A 14,417-nucleotide genomic window follows, 5' to 3' on the forward strand; every position below is an offset into this window, starting at 1 on the left:
TGAGCCGAATCCTGCCTATAATCGGCTCACAATCTGAGCCGAATAAGTCCTGGATTCGGCTCATCGCCCCGGAGCAGGCCCATGAGTACCCTTCGCTGGATCTGGCAGGCACCGGACTGGCCCCGATTCACCTGGCAGGCTGATACCCTGGCCCCTCTGCTGCGCGAATGCCAGCTGGCGCAAGGCCAGTTGCTGGGCATGGCCGGCACGGCGGGCGTGGAAGTCCAGGCGGAGGATGCCCTGGATACGCTGCTGTCCAACATCGTTACCTCTTCCGCCATCGAAGGGGAGCGCCTCAATGTCGAATCGGTCCGGTCATCGCTGGCCCGGCGACTGGGGCTGGCGGAACACCCGCCCCGTCCATCCACGCCCCGGAGCGAAGGGCTTGCCGACCTGATGCTGGATGCCACCCGCGACATCGATGCGCCGCTCGACAGGGCGCGCCTCTTTCGCTGGCACCAGTGGCTCTTCGTGAATCACGACGCGTTGCTGCCTTCGCGCATCCGCGTGGGTGGCTTGCGTGGCGACGAACCCATGCAGGTCGTATCCGGTCGTATCGATCGGCCCGTCGTTCATTTCGAAGCACCGCCACGCGATGGACTGGAAAAACAGCTCGATGGATTCCTCGCATGGTTCGACGCATCACGACGCGATGCGACGCTCGATCCGCTGCTGCGTGCGGGCATCGCCCACTTCTGGTTTGTCACCCTGCATCCTTTCGATGACGGCAACGGCCGCATCACGCGCGCCCTCACCGATCTCTCGCTTGCCCAGTCCCAACCCCAGGCCATCCGTTTCCATGCCATGTCGGCAAGCATCCTTGCCGACCGCACGGGCTATTACACGATCCTCGAATCCAGCCAGAAAGCAGGGCTGGATATCACGGCATGGCTGGAATGGTTCCTGCGCACGCTGCTGGATAGCCTCGTCCACGCACAGCAACGTATCGATAGCGTCCTGTCCAAGGCCCGGTTCTGGCAGGCTCATCGACACCGCGGCCTGTCGGAAGATCAGGTCAAGGTCCTCAATCGATTACTGGACGGCGGTGAGCGGGGCTTCCTGCAAGGTATCAGCGCCTCGCAGTACCAGGCCGTGGCAAAGGTATCCAAGGCCACGGCGACCCGACACCTCGCCGACCTGGTCGAAAAAGGCTGCCTGCGACGTCTGCCGGGCGGGGGCAGGAACACGCGTTACGAGCTCGACGTGTGACGGAAAGGCCCGGTCACTCTTTCTCAAACCGGGCAATCTCTTCCAGCATGGCTTCCGTGCGGACCACGGAGCGGCCGGCGTGGACGGTCATCGTGCGGATCGTTCCCCTGGGTACGGAACATGATTCGCACGGGGCGGGAGAAAATCACAGTCCATGTTTCGCCAGGGCCGTGAGCGGCGCGGCATTGACAAAGCAGTGCCGCGTTATCGCAGAATGGGGGCCCTGCCGGCGCATGCCGGCCTTCCTGGCGTGATTTCCCCGGTGAACACTGTGGACCTCGACACGACGAACGACACCACCCTCTTCACGGCACTGCCGTGTCGCGCGGGCGGCCGTTCGTGTTGTCGTCCCTGTTGAGCGTCTCCCGGACACACGCTGCCTGCGCCTGAGCGCCGGCCACCCCCTCCCCCCGAACACCACGCCCTCCGGCATCCCGCCGGATGGCATGCAGCGTCGTCGACGCGCACCGAACCGCAGGAACTTCCGATGGCTTATCTCCACGATCACGGCACCGATCCCGGCGAGCGCATGAGCGCCGAACAATGGCGTGCCGCCACCCGCTTCGACGGCACCGACGTGGGCTGGGTGATGATGAGCATCGGCATGGCCATCGGCGCGGGCATCGTCTTCCTGCCCGTGCAGGTGGGCCTGATGGGCATCTGGGTCTTCCTGCTGTCGGCCGTGATCGGCTACCCGGGCATGTACCTGTTCCAGCGGCTGTTCATCAACACGCTGGCCGATGCGAAACAAAGCCAGGATTACCCGAGCATGATCGCCGGGTATCTCGGTCGTGGCTGGGGCGTGGCGCTGGGTCTGCTGTACTTCGTGATGCTGACGATCTGGATGTTCGTCTATGCCACCGCCATCACGCGGGACAGCGCGTCCTACCTGCAGAGCTTTGGTATCACGCAGCACCTGCTTTCGGACAGTCCGTGGTATGGCCTCATCCTCATGATCGTGCTCGTGGCCCTGGCATCCCGTGGCGAGCGGGCCTTGTTCCGCCTGTCGTCACTGCTGGTGCTGACCAAGCTGCTCATCGTGGCGGCGCTAGGCTTCCTGATGATCTCGCGCTGGAACCTCGGCAATCTTGGCACGCCACCCGCCCCGGGCACGCTGGTGAAGAACGCCGTGGTCACCCTGCCCTTCACGCTTACCTCGATCCTGTTCATCCAGACGCTGAGCCCGATGGTGATTTCCTATCGTGCGCGCGAAACCTCCATCGCCGTCGCGCGGCACAAGGCGCTGCGCGCCATGAACATCGCCTTCGGCATCCTCTTCGCCACGGTGTTCTTCTACGCGGTGTCCTTCACCCTTGCCATGGGTCACGACGATGCGGTGAAGGCCTATGAGCAGAACGTGTCGGCACTGGCTATCAGTGCGCAGATCTTTCCCGGCAGCTGGGCCAGCCTGGTCGGCGTGGTGCTGAACATCTTCGCGGTGATGACGGCATTCTTCGGCGTGTACCTGGGTTTCCGCGAAGCCTGCCAGGGCATGCTGGTGACCCTGCTCGGGCGGTGGTTGCCGCAGGAACGCATCCCGCGCCACTGGGTGTCGCGCGGCGTCATGGTATTCGCCGTACTGCTCGCATGGGGCGCCATCGTGGGCAATCTCCCCGTACTGTCCTTCACGACCCTGAGCAGCCCGATCTTCGGCGTGCTGGGCTGCCTGATTCCCGCCTGGCTGGTCTACAAGGTCCCGGCATTGTCCCGTTACAAGGGTGCCGGTCTCGCCTTCATCGTGCTGATCGGCCTGCTGCTGTGCGTGTCGCCGTTGCTGGCGTGGCTCTGATGCTGGCGAAGGCTTTTTGTAACGAAACGTAGGCGCCGCAGCCAAGGGGCCGCTGCATGGCGGCCTTGCGCCCAGGCTCGTTACAAACGCTACATTCGGTTACGGACAAGGCACGATCTTGAGGCGTAACGTCCTCCCATCATTCAACGCCATGGGAAGACATGCCATGAAAGCTGCCCTGTTCGTCGCCACGATCCTCGCTGTTACAACTGCAAGCCATGGAGCTCACGCCGACGGTGCCATGCCAACCGGCGTGCACCGCACCGATCTTTCGCGCAACGACCTCGACCTGCCCGGCTACGAGGAACTGCAGGTCCGGGTGGACATTGATCCCGGCCGCATCGCACCCAACCACCGTCATCCCGGTGAAGAAATCATCTACGTGATCGAAGGCACCATCGAGTACACGCTCGATGGCAGGCCGCCCATGACGTTGAAGGCGGGCGATGTGCTTTTCGTTCCCACCGGCGTGGTGCATAGCGCCAGGAATGTCGGCAAGACCCGTGCCGCCGAACTGGGCACCTATATCGTTCCCAAGGGCAAACCGCTTGTCGAACTGGTGAAGTGACGCGTTACACCATGCGACGCAGCGCCTCATGAACCTGCGGAAGCGCCGTGAACCCATCTTCCGCCATGAAATGACCGCCGCCGTTCACCACCTGGAGATCGCTGCCGAGCGATTCCGCCAAGGCGTGTGAATGCCTGGTATCCACGATGACGTCGTTGTCCGAAACGATCGACACGATATGCGCGGCACGCTTGCGGACTACGTCGTGATCCAGGGGTGGCGAGGTAAACGCTGCCAGCGCGGGAATGGTATCCAGTGGGCAATCGAAGCCGGAAACCAGCACGATGCCTGCCGCGCGCGTGCCATTGGGCAGCGATTGCAGATGCCGCAACGCCGTCACGCAGCCCAGGCTGTGACCGATGATGAAGGTGCGGTCATTCACCACCGGAAGCGCTTCCTTCAGTGTTCTGGCCCACGCATCGACCTGCGGTTCATTCGATTCGGGCAGCGCCACGACATCGACCTGCGCACCTTCGACTTCCAGCGAGCGTTTCAGGGCAGGAAACCAGTGGTCCGTCGGCGAGGCCATATAGCCGTGAACGATGACGACACGTTTGTTCGCGAAGGGGCGGCTCGACGACATGGCACGTCCTTTGACCAATGTGGAGCCCCCTATCCTACGATACCTTCCACCGGCTACGTCGGGGGGAGCGAAAAGTAGCGCCTCCGGCGCCAACGTTCTACCGCACATCCCGCACGTACCGCCGACGGGAGCTGGCCCGCCGGCAGCCCTTGCGCTGGAATGGTCGCAGGGTCCAGGGACGGCCCCTGCCAATGCAGCTCCGGAAGGGTAGGATGCGGCCAGGGAGCCCGCAGCTTCCTTGCCGATTCCCCCTACCTTCGCAGACCGCCATGCCGTTTCCTGTTCCGCCACGACAGCGCGTGCCCTTCCTGCTGCCCATCGCGGCCGGATCGCCCATCGTGGCCTGCATGGCCGTGGTCGGGCTGGCCGAGTTCGGCTACGAGCACGCCTTCGCGGTGCGCATCTTCCTCGCCAGCGCGTTCGTACTGTGGAGCATCCCGCTCACGGTGTTGCAGCGTGCTTTATGGCGACGTATCCCCATGTGGATGCTGGTCGTGGCCATGCTCGCCGCCGGCTATGTCATGTCCGTGCTCAACAATGCGGTGCTCCAGCTGCTGGCGATCCACTGGGGGCGCGTACCGAGTTTCAGCTGGTTCCGTACGCTTGCCGGACTGGACGGTTGCTGGCTGGCGTATATCGCGTTCTGCGCCATCCATGCCATCGTGGCCCATGCGTACGAACTGAGGACGGCGCGCGAACGGTTGCATGAGGCCGAGGCGCTGGCCCGTGAAGCCGAGTTGCGTGCATTGCGCTACCAGATCAATCCGCATTTCCTCTTCAACACGCTCAATGCCATCTCGGCGCTCGTGACCGAACGGCGCAACGACGATGCCACCCGCATGCTCTCGACATTGGGCGATCTGCTGCGCACCACGCTCGAAGGTGATCACGCGCATGAAGTGACGCTGGCCGAGGAACTGTCCACGACCGGCCTTTATCTCGACATAGAGAAAGCCCGCCTGGGCGAACGACTCATCGTCGATGTCCGCGCCGGACCGGATGTGCTTCGCGCCCGGGTGCCGGGCCTGTTGATACAGCCGCTGGCGGAGAACGCGATCCGGCATGGCATTACTCGCCTGCGGACACCCGGCCGCCTCGACCTGCGGGTCGCACGCGAAGACGGGAACCTGCGCATTACGCTCCATAACGATGGGCCCGTGGCGGAGTCCAACGATACCGTGCGGCCCGGGGCCATCGGTCTGGCCAATGTTCGCGAGCGGCTTGAGCGCCTGTATGGCGAAGCGCAGCAGGTGGCCGTCGTCATGCTCGACGACGGCGGCTGTCAGGTCGACATCCTCCTGCCGTTCCGCCTGCATGCCTCGCCGGAGGTGGCCTGATGCGCGTACTGATCGTCGACGATGAGCCCTTGTCGCGACGCGGCGTGCTACTGCGCCTGGCGCGGCATGCCGATGTGCTTGCCACCGACGAATGTGCCGATGGCGAAACGGCCGTCGCCATGCTGAAAGAACAGCGCTTCGATGTTGCCTTTCTCGATGTGCGCATGCCGGGGATCAGCGGCTTCGATGTACTGGAGGCACTGCCGAAGGAACGCCGCCCGCTGCCGATCATGCTGACCGCCTACGACCAGTACGCCTTGCGTGCCTTTGAGGCCGCTGCGCTCGATTATCTGTTGAAGCCCATCGACGACACGCGTTTTGATGAAGCGCTGTCCCGGGCACGGCAACACCTCGGGACCCGGGAACCGACGCCCCAGCGTCATTCGCCTCACGCACGCTGCTTTACGGCGCGCTTGGGCCATCGCGATGTCGTGGTAAGAACGGACGATGTCGAGTGGATCGAGGCCAGCGGCGACTACGTGGGCCTGCATGTCGGCGAACGCTGTCACCTGGTACGGGAGACCATGCAGCAGGTGGAGCGCATGCTCGATCCGTCGTGTTTCATCCGCATCCACCGTTCCACCATCGTGCGCGTGGACTGCGTGGCCGAGCTGGAAGCGCTATCGAACCGGGATTGCCTGGTGCGCCTTCGCGACGGCACCCTCGTGCGCGCCAGCCGGTCCTATGTGGATGGCTTGCGACGCGCACTGGGGCTCTGAGAGAGGGCCACCCAGGCGCCGCCAGGCGAGGGTCCGGGGGTCGGGGCGCGCGGCACCGGGTGGCCCGCGACGAGCATGGGCCGTGAGTGTGGAGATTGGTTCCAGATTCGATGGAGATCGGATCGAGCCGCTGCTCAGGCCGCAGGCGAACCCAAGCGGCGCAGTTCCACTGGCGTGAGGCCCGTCAGCTGACGCAGCGTGCGGGTCAGGTGGCTGTGATCGGAGAAGCCGCAGCGATGCGCCACATCCGTTACCGAGTGGCCGGTGCGAAGCAACTGGCATACAGCCTGTTCGGTCTTGAGCAGGCGCACGTATTCCAGCTGTGTGTAACCGAAGTGGATCGGGAAATACCGGGCGATGGTCACCGGGTGACACTCGGCGATTTCGCCCAGCAGTTTCAGCGGGCAGCGCTCGTTCCAGTGTTCGGCGAGAAAACCGCGCAGGCGTGCGGCCCAGTGCGTGCGCGACTGCGCGGCGATCCGCTGCGACGACGCCAGCCACTGAGCCAGCATGGCGCGGGCTTCCCAAGGCAGGTGTTGCACGTTGGTGCGCGACTCTCGGAACAGGCGCAGCAGCACGAGACTGGCACCCGGTGAGTTGGTGAGGGCGAGTGCGATATCGTCTTCGCTGAGCCCGAGGTCGCGCAGGTAAGCCGGCTGCACGTCGAGGTTGATCACATGACCGGACAGCGAATCGGCATGCACGCGATAGGTCTCGCAGCGACGTACCAGCAGCACCTCACCGGGCGAGGCCTGCTGGCGGCCCGAGCGATGATCCATCAGCAGGCGGCCGGAAGCCATGAGCGTGATGCGAGTGGATGCCAGGGCGATGCGTCCGGCATATCGCGGCACTTCCAGCCACGCCCGCGAGGCCAGCAGACCGTCCAGTGGCCGGCCCACGTCGTCGCCGGCCACCGTATCGGTGCGCTGGGAGCGCTGGACAGCCCAGTCCGGTCCCGGCTCGCAGGCGGCATCGAAGTGCGGCGGATGGATGGACGCAGGCATGCGGGGAAGCGAGGTCGGCTTGCGGAAGATGACGCATCTTCCATGGTTCTACCTTTCGCGACAATTACTTGCGAGCATCCGGCCGATCAGGTGTTCAGGCGTCCCAGACGGGTGCCAGACCTTCGGGGCTCACTTCGCGGCCACCCCGTTCCAGCGCTGCGATGGCTGCCATGTCGTCGTCGCCCAGATGCAGGTCGCGGGCCAGCAGGTTGCTGGCCAGGTTCTCGCGCCTGGTGGACGACGGAATCACCGCATAACCCTGCTGGAGAGCCCAGGCGAGCGCCACCTGCGCCACCGTCGCCTGGTAGCGATCGGCGATGCGGGTCAGCACGGGATCGGCCAGCACCTTGCCGTAGGCCAGGGTCATGTACGAGGTCACGGTGATGTCCTGCGATGCAAGGAATGCCGTGAGCGAGCGGTTCTGCAGGTAAGGGCTCAGCTCGATCTGGTTGGTGGCGATCTCGCCCGCACCCAGCACGTCGATGGCCTCGCGGGTCAGGGCGATGTTGAAGTTGGAGATACCGATGGCACGGGTCAGGCCGCGTGCCTTCACCGCGGCCAGGGCTTCCAGCGTTTCGGCCAGCGGCACGCCGTTGCCGGGGGCCGGCCAGTGGATGAGGGTGAGATCCACCCGGTCCGTGCGCAGCTTTGCGAGGCTTTCTTCCAGGCTGGTAGCCAGCTTGGCGCGCGAGTGGTTCTCCACCCAGATCTTCGTGGTGAGGTAAAGGTCGTCGCGGGATACGCCGGACTCGGCTACCGCCTGGCCGACCTCGGCTTCGTTGCCGTAGATCTGTGCGGTGTCGATGGCGCGGTAACCGAGATCCAGCGCATGACGGACGGAATCGACGACGGTCTGGCCGGTCAGGCGAAACGTGCCCAGGCCGAAGGTGGGGATGCCCATGGCATGCTCCGGGGAAGTGAGGGAGGCGCGCATTCTCGGCCTCTTACCTTTGTCGAAAAAGCCGCGTATAAGCGAAATACACTTGAGCCGAACGCAACGATGAACATCACCCTCGACGAGATCCAGAACTTCATCACCGTCGTCGACACCGGCTCGATCACCAGCGCGGCGCAGCAGCTCGATCAGACCGTCTCCGCCGCCAGCCGCACGCTGGGCCGGCTCGAACAGAAGCTCAAGACCACCCTGCTGCGCCGTACCACGCGACGCATCGAACTCACCGACGAAGGCCAGGCCTTCCTCGAACGCGCGCGCGAGATCGTCTCTGCCGTGGAAAGCGCCGAAGAGCAGATGGCCTCGCGACGCAGCCGGCCAGCGGGACGGCTGCGCGTCGATGCCGCCTCGCCCTTCATGCTGCATGTCGTGGTGCCGCTCATCGCGGGCTATCGGGAACGCTTTCCCGAAGTGGACCTGGAACTGCACAGCAGCGAAGGCTTCATCGACCTGCTGGAACGACGCACCGATGTGGCCCTGCGCATCGGCCGGCTGCGCGATTCCACCCTGCATGCGCGCTCCATCGGCAGCAGTCGCCTGCGCTGCCTCGCCAGCCCGGCCTACCTCGAACGGTACGGCACGCCACGCAAGGTGGCCGATCTCGAAAAGCACATGCTGCTGGGCTTCACCGAACTGGACATGCTCAACGAATGGCCTTTGCTCGATGCCAGACGCCAGCCTGTGCACATCAAGCCGGCCATCGGTTCGTCCAGCGGTGAAACGCTGCGCTATCTCGCCCTCGAAGGTAACGGCATCGTCTGTCTGTCGGACTTCATGACGCGGACCGACCGCGAAGCCGGCACACTGGTCGAGGTGTTGCCGAAAATGACTATCGAGCAACGCCAGCCGATCAACGCCGTGTACTACCGCAATACCGCGATCTCCGCGCGCATCGCCTCCTTCGTGAACTATCTGGCCGAAACCATCGGTGACCACGGCTTCGAACACTGAGGCGAAACGCCCGAAGTGCGAGGCAGGTCGCACTTCCCTGCCCGCGTTGTCCCCAATCCGTCATCGCTTGCGGCAAGAATGACCGCCTCGCGAACGGGGGATCCGTCGCCTTCTTGGGGAACAACTCATGCTCAATCGTCATGCGCGCGCGTTCTGCGTGGTTTTCGGCCTGCTTGTCGGCGGCGCGGTCCACGCGTCGGACACCCAGTGTCCCCAGCTCTTCCAGGGTGGCCAGGCTCCCGACCTGACCGATACCTCGCTGGCCGAACGCACCACGCCGCTGTGCTTCGATGCCTACTCCCTGCTTGCCTCCGGTGTCACCAAGGGCCCGCTGTGGTCCGCGGAGCACCTCACCGCGCAGCAGATCGCCGATGCGCAGAACACGCCGCGCAAGGATGCCTTTCACGCCGAGACTGCCATCCCCGTGGCGGATCGCGCCCAGCTGGCCGACTACAAGGGCAGTGGTTACGACCGCGGCCACATGACGCCGTCGGGTGACGAGCCGAATTCCAGCGCGCAGTACCAGAGCTTCTCGCTGGCGAACATGATCCCGCAGAGCCACACGCTGAACACCGGCAAGTGGGAGCGCATCGAAACCAGCGTGCGCACCATGGCCACCAACGACGGCGAAGTCTTCGTGGTGACCGGCCCGGCCTTCGACGGCCCGACGCCGGACACGATCGGTGCCGATGCCGTGATCGTGCCGAACTACACCTGGAAGGCCATCTACGATCCCAAGGTCGGCGCCAGCGCCTGGCGTTGCTCGAACATCGACACGCCGGTCTGCTCGGTGGTGTCGATCAACGCGATCATCACCGAGACGGGCGTCGATCCCTTCCCGTCGCTGTCGGCCACGCTGAAGTCGCGCACCATCTCGCTGCCGCTGCCGAAGTGATGTGACGCCGGTCTGCCGGGCTCGTATGCCCGGCGGACCGGTGGCATCGGCAGCGCTCGACGGCGTGTGCGTCCAGGCTGGACAGAAAGTCTCGCCGAACCCATGATCGTCGCATGACCGATGTCCTTACCACCTTCATCCCCGTTGCCGATGCCATTGCTGCCGTGCTGAAGCCGCATGCCGAAGTCGTGATCCACGATCTCGGCAACGGCCGTATCCGGCATATCGCCAATCGCATGTCACGCCGTGCACCGGGCGATGCATCGCTTACCGATATCGCGGATATCGAATCGCTCGACGATGCGGTGATCGGGCCCTATCCGAAGACCCATGCGGACGGACGTTCGATGAAATCGGTGACTGCCGTGCTGCGCGACGGGCGGCGCAAGGCGGTGGGGCTGCTTTGCATCAACATCGATGTGAGCATGTTCGAGGCGATGCATGCGATGTCGAAGGAGTTCCTGCACTTTGCGAAGGTGGCACCGCGACCGGATGCCTTGTTTCGCGAGGACTGGCGCGAGGAGATCAACGATCTGGTGGGTGCGTTCCTTGGTGAGCGCGGCACGAGTCTGGCCGGTTTGGATGTAACCGAGCGCGAGGCACTGGTGGCGCAGCTGGATGAACGTGGGTTGTTCGATATCCGCCACGCAGCGAACTACATCGCCAAGGTGCTCGGTGTATCACGGGCGACGCTCTACAAGTCGCTGAAACGCGTCAGGCAAGACGACATGTAGGAGCGCGCTTGCGCGCGACCGGGGTGTCTCGATCACCCGGTCGCGCGCAAGGCGCGCTCCTACAACCGCATTCATCGTGATAAGCCGGCTGCGCGCAGGCGCGCTTCTACGTGAGCTCGAAGTACGCCACTTCGCGACGGAGGATTTCCGCGCTCTCGCGCATGGCGCGGCTTGCGGCGGCGGCCTGCTCCACCATTGCGGCATTCTCGCGCGTGGTTTCGTCGATGCCGCGGATCGCGCCGTTCACCCGGGCGATGCCGTCGTTCTGTCCGCGCGTGGCTTCCATCACGGAACCTACGAGACCTGCTAACGAGGTCACCCGCTCACCGATGCCCGTCAGTACCGCACCAGCGCGGTCCACGGAGGTCACGCCCGCCTGCACGGCTTCGTCGCTGGCACCGATCAGGCCGCGGATGTCGCGTGCCGCCTGCGCGCAGCGTTGGGCCAGTTCGCGCACCTCGGAGGCGACCACGGCGAAGCCACGGCCGTGCTCACCGGCGCGGGCGGCTTCCACGGCGGCATTGAGCGCCAGCAGATTGGTCTGGAACGCTACCTGGTCCACCAGATCAAGCACCTCATTCATGCGCTCGGTGGTGCGCAGGATCGTCCGCATGTTGTCGATGGCGGCCATCGCCACGCGGTGGCCTTCGTCGGTCATGTCGCGCGCCTCGTTCACCGCGGAATGCGCGGCACTGGCATGGCCCAGACCTCCCGATACGGCCCGTGCCATGTCTTCCATCGACGCGGAGGTATGCCGCAGGTGCTGTGCCTGGGTGCGCGTGCGATCGTTGAGCGCATCGTTGCCGTGCGCGATGCCGCTGGCGGCATGCGCCACCAGGTCTGCGCGATCGCGTACCTGGGTCACCACATGGCCCAGCTGCGCGTCCATGGCGGTGAGCGAGGTCAGCAAAGCACCGATCTCGTCGTTACGGCCCACGTCGATGCGCGCGCCCAGGGTGCCGCTTGCGATGGCCGATGCGACGTCGGTCGCCTGGCGCAACCGCCGGCCAAGTGAACGGATGATCGCCAGATCCATGGCGCTGGCAGCCAGCAGTGCGATGGCGAGCAGCACGGCCGACACCGCCGCGCCGCGCTGGATATCCGCGTGCTGCGCTTCGGCCTGCGCCTTGCCGCCCGCGAGCGCCAGGGCGAAGAGATTGGAGAAGTCGCTCTTCAGCGGTACGACGGCCGACTGCACGTCATTGGACAACTGAAGCTGTGCCAGGTCGAACTGTTCGGCCTTGAGCAGTTCCACGACATCGTCGATGGCCTTGTCAGCGGCCTTGCGGTGTTCGGCAGCCAGCGAGACCAGTTTTTTCTGCGCCACGCCTAGCCCGCTGGCTTCGAGCGACTTCCACTGTTTGTCGATGTCATGTCGATCCGCACCGATGGCGGTCACCGCATCGTCCACGGCCGAGGGCAGGCGCATCAGCGTGGCATGCACGAGCGCATCGAGCAGGTCGTTGTAATCGTTCTGGATGTGGCCGACGTCCGCCACGGGTGCCAGCGTGTCGCCGACAACGGACTGCAGGCGCTCGTTGGCGGTACGCAACTGCACGCCACCCACGATCCACAGGGCGAGCAGCAGGCAGATGGTACCGGCAAGGCGCAGGAGCAGGCGCGCGCGCAACGTCAGCTCAGGTAACGGAAGGCGGGAGAATCGCATGGCGCACTCACGGGGGACGGGGATGCCTTCGTGTCGGCCGGAGTTTCTGCAACTTTAGCGATTTTTGGCAAATTATACTTTTGTTTCAGTTAGTTGAAGATGTCATGACAACGCATTCACCGGGCGTCCGTCGAAGTGCACCACGTGCAGTCCGATGCCCGAATGCTTCGCCACGCGCTTGGCCGAAGCGGCAAGGCTGGCCACGGTCTCCGCATCGCGCGGAAAGGCTTCCGTGAAGCAGGCCACGCCCACGGCGACCGTGGTGATCGGAAAGAAACGCTGGTGACCGTGGCGGTCTTCGCTGTCGATGCCACCGCGTGCACGATCCACGTCATCGAACAGGTTGCCGGCCATCGCGTTGAAGCGCACCCGCATCTCCTCGCATCGCGACGTCCAGTCACTGCCCTGGAACACCACGAGGAAATCGTCGCCACCGATATGACCGACGAAGTCCGCATCCTGGCGAAGATCGCCGGTCAGCGTGCTCGCCAGCAATCGGATCATCTCGTCACCACGGAAATAGCCGTACTGGTCGTTGAACGGCTTGAAGTTGTCGAGATCGAAATAGGCGGCGGCGAACGCGCCACCGGATTGCAGCAGGCGCTCGATATGTTCGGTCACCGGCAGGTTGCCAGGCAAAAAGGTCAGCGGGTTGGCGTAGCGCGCTGCTTCCACGCGGATTTCCGTCACCCGTCGCACGAGGGCTTCGCCCGTTCCCAGCCCGAGGTAGCGACCCCGCGAGGTGATGACGAAACCGTCGCTCAGATAGCGCTGGTCTTCGCCGCGCAGGATGTCGGCCATGTTCTGCAAGGGCATGTGCTCGTCGCAGAGCAACGGTTCGGCGTGCATGAACGTCGTGCAGGGTTTGCGGCCGAACAGCTCGCGGGCGAACGGCTGCGCCATGCGTTCGGTGAAGACACGCCGGTTTACGATGCCCAGGGGACGACCTTCGTCGACGATGGCCACCGCATGCAGGCGCGGTTCGGCGGCAAACAAGTCCACGATGTCTTCGTTGAGCTGCACGGATGACAGGCAGGGCGCCTCGATCAGCATGTGCCCTGCCGTGAAGCGGCTGCCCGATACAGGACCGCGCGGACGCGGTGGTACGGGTACATGGCCCAATGACAATGCAGCGACGACACGAGATGGCGGCTCGCTCAGGGACTCCGCGCTGGGACGGGCAATCAGGAAACCCTGCGCGTACGGAATGCCCAGTTCGCGAAGCATCAGCAGGTCGGCTTCTTCCTCCACGCCTTCACCGACCAGCTCGGCACCGAGGGTTTCGGCGACGGAACACAGCGCACGCACGATGGCGAGACGTTCGGCGCTGTGCGCCAGGCCGTTGATGAGGTAACGATCGATCTTGACGATCTCCGGGTGCACCTCGTTCCACATCTCGAAATTCGAATGCCCGTTGCCGAAGTCGTCGAGGGCCACGCGGATACCACGCGCACGCAGGAATCCCAGTGCGTGGGCCAGTCGTGCCGGGTTGTCGACGATGTCGCGCTCGGTGATCTCGATGGTCACGCGGCTCACGTCGAGACCGTGCACCGACAAGGCCTCGATCACCTCCTCGGCCCGCACGCCTTCCTGCACCAGCGCCTGCGCGCTGAGGTTCACCAGCAGGCGCCCCGACAGGCCGCTTTCGACGAAGCGCTCCGCGATGCGGCGCACCGCCGCCAGTTCGAAGACACCAAGGCGCCCACGCGCCCGGGCCAGATCCAGCAGGTCCGGTGGCGTCAGGTCGAACTGCGGCAAGGCCGACCGGATCAGGCCCTCATGCGCCACCACCTGTCCGGTGTCGATGCGGATCACCGGCTGGAAGACGGCGGTGAGGGATGTTCCGGCGAGGGCCTGCTCGATCAACGACGGTTCGCGACCGCCGGCTGGGCTGTTCATGGGCATCGTCGTGGCAAGGCCGGGGAACTGCCCCGTTAATCGGCCACCGAAGCGAATGCTTTAGTAAAAACCCTTCGAAATCAATTATTTCTGATTTGTGACATGGGCCGT

The 14,417-nt window shown here is 64.5% G+C and carries 13 protein-coding genes; 8 read left to right on the forward strand and 5 right to left on the reverse strand.

The annotated features are described in order from the left end of the window. Nucleotides 1-81: 81 nt before the first annotated feature. The 3 genes from HBF25_RS00205 (at nucleotide 82) to HBF25_RS00215 (ending at nucleotide 3,566) form a co-directional block, all read left to right on the forward strand. Nucleotides 82-1,209 (forward strand): Fic family protein, encoded by a 1,128-nt coding sequence (locus HBF25_RS00205; protein WP_166945428.1) that lies wholly within the window; start codon nucleotides 82-84, stop codon nucleotides 1,207-1,209. 487 nt (nucleotides 1,210-1,696) lie between these two features. Then, nucleotides 1,697-2,998, forward strand: coding sequence for an SLC5/6 family protein (locus HBF25_RS00210; protein WP_166945430.1), 1,302 nt, complete (start codon nucleotides 1,697-1,699; stop codon nucleotides 2,996-2,998). A gap of 166 nt (nucleotides 2,999-3,164) precedes the next feature. Then, nucleotides 3,165-3,566: a cupin domain-containing protein gene (locus HBF25_RS00215; protein ID WP_166945432.1), complete on the forward strand. Its 402-nt coding sequence runs from the start codon at nucleotides 3,165-3,167 to the stop codon at nucleotides 3,564-3,566. A gap of 4 nt (nucleotides 3,567-3,570) precedes the next feature. On the opposite strand, the gene HBF25_RS00220 is transcribed toward HBF25_RS00215, so the two are convergent. Further along, nucleotides 3,571-4,149, reverse strand: a complete 579-nt coding sequence (locus tag HBF25_RS00220) for an RBBP9/YdeN family alpha/beta hydrolase (RefSeq protein ID WP_166945434.1) — start codon at nucleotides 4,147-4,149, stop codon at nucleotides 3,571-3,573. Between the two features lie 269 nt (nucleotides 4,150-4,418). Between HBF25_RS00220 and HBF25_RS00225 the strand changes: the two genes are divergently transcribed. Further along, nucleotides 4,419-5,486: a sensor histidine kinase gene (locus tag HBF25_RS00225; protein ID WP_166945436.1), complete on the forward strand. Its 1,068-nt coding sequence runs from the start codon at nucleotides 4,419-4,421 to the stop codon at nucleotides 5,484-5,486. Further along, nucleotides 5,486-6,205 (forward strand): LytR/AlgR family response regulator transcription factor, encoded by a 720-nt coding sequence (locus HBF25_RS00230; protein WP_166945438.1) that lies wholly within the window; start codon nucleotides 5,486-5,488, stop codon nucleotides 6,203-6,205. Before HBF25_RS00225 ends, HBF25_RS00230 begins: the two co-directional genes overlap by 1 nt. Before the next feature lie 134 nt (nucleotides 6,206-6,339). On the opposite strand, the gene HBF25_RS00235 is transcribed toward HBF25_RS00230, so the two are convergent. Continuing rightward, on the reverse strand, nucleotides 6,340-7,209 hold the full coding sequence (locus tag HBF25_RS00235) for a helix-turn-helix transcriptional regulator (RefSeq protein ID WP_166945440.1): 870 nt from the start codon (nucleotides 7,207-7,209) through the stop codon (nucleotides 6,340-6,342). Between the two features lie 94 nt (nucleotides 7,210-7,303). Then, on the reverse strand, nucleotides 7,304-8,110 hold the full coding sequence (gene dkgB / locus HBF25_RS00240) for a 2,5-didehydrogluconate reductase DkgB (RefSeq protein WP_166946366.1): 807 nt from the start codon (nucleotides 8,108-8,110) through the stop codon (nucleotides 7,304-7,306). Between the two features lie 99 nt (nucleotides 8,111-8,209). Here dkgB and HBF25_RS00245 point away from each other — a divergent pair, with 99 nt between their 5' ends. The 3 genes from HBF25_RS00245 to HBF25_RS00255 all read left to right on the forward strand — a co-directional run bounded on the left by HBF25_RS00245 (nucleotide 8,210) and on the right by HBF25_RS00255 (nucleotide 10,741). Then, on the forward strand, nucleotides 8,210-9,112 hold the full coding sequence (locus tag HBF25_RS00245; RefSeq protein WP_166945443.1) for a LysR family transcriptional regulator: 903 nt from the start codon (nucleotides 8,210-8,212) through the stop codon (nucleotides 9,110-9,112). A gap of 127 nt (nucleotides 9,113-9,239) precedes the next feature. Then, nucleotides 9,240-10,007: a DNA/RNA non-specific endonuclease gene (locus HBF25_RS00250; protein ID WP_166945445.1), complete on the forward strand. Its 768-nt coding sequence runs from the start codon at nucleotides 9,240-9,242 to the stop codon at nucleotides 10,005-10,007. 113 nt (nucleotides 10,008-10,120) lie between these two features. After that, the gene (locus HBF25_RS00255; protein ID WP_166945447.1) at nucleotides 10,121-10,741 is read left to right on the forward strand and encodes a helix-turn-helix transcriptional regulator; all 621 of its coding nucleotides are present in this window, start codon (nucleotides 10,121-10,123) and stop codon (nucleotides 10,739-10,741) included. A gap of 106 nt (nucleotides 10,742-10,847) precedes the next feature. On the opposite strand, the gene HBF25_RS00260 is transcribed toward HBF25_RS00255, so the two are convergent. Then, nucleotides 10,848-12,407 (reverse strand): methyl-accepting chemotaxis protein, encoded by a 1,560-nt coding sequence (locus HBF25_RS00260; RefSeq protein ID WP_166945449.1) that lies wholly within the window; start codon nucleotides 12,405-12,407, stop codon nucleotides 10,848-10,850. A gap of 102 nt (nucleotides 12,408-12,509) precedes the next feature. Then, complete coding sequence (locus HBF25_RS00265; protein ID WP_166945451.1) at nucleotides 12,510-14,306, reverse strand: GGDEF domain-containing protein; 1,797 nt, start codon at nucleotides 14,304-14,306, stop codon at nucleotides 12,510-12,512. Nucleotides 14,307-14,417: the final 111 nt, after the last annotated feature.

The sequence above is a fragment of the Luteibacter anthropi genome (assembly GCF_011759365.1).
Taxonomy (GTDB): Bacteria; Pseudomonadota; Gammaproteobacteria; order Xanthomonadales; family Rhodanobacteraceae; genus Luteibacter; species Luteibacter anthropi.

What these genes read in the sequence shown, in the direction of transcription:
- HBF25_RS00205 (WP_166945428.1), top strand. Translation starts at nt 82, where the DNA reads ATGAGTACCCTTCGCTGGATCTGGCAGGCACCGGACTGGCCCCGATTC.
- HBF25_RS00210 (WP_166945430.1), top strand. Translation starts at nt 1,697, where the DNA reads ATGGCTTATCTCCACGATCACGGCACCGATCCCGGCGAGCGCATGAGC.
- HBF25_RS00215 (WP_166945432.1), top strand. Translation starts at nt 3,165, where the DNA reads ATGAAAGCTGCCCTGTTCGTCGCCACGATCCTCGCTGTTACAACTGCA.
- HBF25_RS00220 (WP_166945434.1), bottom strand. Translation starts at nt 4,149, where the DNA reads ATGTCGTCGAGCCGCCCCTTCGCGAACAAACGTGTCGTCATCGTTCAC.
- HBF25_RS00225 (WP_166945436.1), top strand. Translation starts at nt 4,419, where the DNA reads ATGCCGTTTCCTGTTCCGCCACGACAGCGCGTGCCCTTCCTGCTGCCC.
- HBF25_RS00230 (WP_166945438.1), top strand. Translation starts at nt 5,486, where the DNA reads ATGCGCGTACTGATCGTCGACGATGAGCCCTTGTCGCGACGCGGCGTG.
- HBF25_RS00235 (WP_166945440.1), bottom strand. Translation starts at nt 7,209, where the DNA reads ATGCCTGCGTCCATCCATCCGCCGCACTTCGATGCCGCCTGCGAGCCG.
- dkgB (WP_166946366.1), bottom strand. Translation starts at nt 8,110, where the DNA reads ATGGGCATCCCCACCTTCGGCCTGGGCACGTTTCGCCTGACCGGCCAG.
- HBF25_RS00245 (WP_166945443.1), top strand. Translation starts at nt 8,210, where the DNA reads ATGAACATCACCCTCGACGAGATCCAGAACTTCATCACCGTCGTCGAC.
- HBF25_RS00250 (WP_166945445.1), top strand. Translation starts at nt 9,240, where the DNA reads ATGCTCAATCGTCATGCGCGCGCGTTCTGCGTGGTTTTCGGCCTGCTT.
- HBF25_RS00255 (WP_166945447.1), top strand. Translation starts at nt 10,121, where the DNA reads ATGACCGATGTCCTTACCACCTTCATCCCCGTTGCCGATGCCATTGCT.
- HBF25_RS00260 (WP_166945449.1), bottom strand. Translation starts at nt 12,407, where the DNA reads ATGCGATTCTCCCGCCTTCCGTTACCTGAGCTGACGTTGCGCGCGCGC.
- HBF25_RS00265 (WP_166945451.1), bottom strand. Translation starts at nt 14,306, where the DNA reads ATGAACAGCCCAGCCGGCGGTCGCGAACCGTCGTTGATCGAGCAGGCC.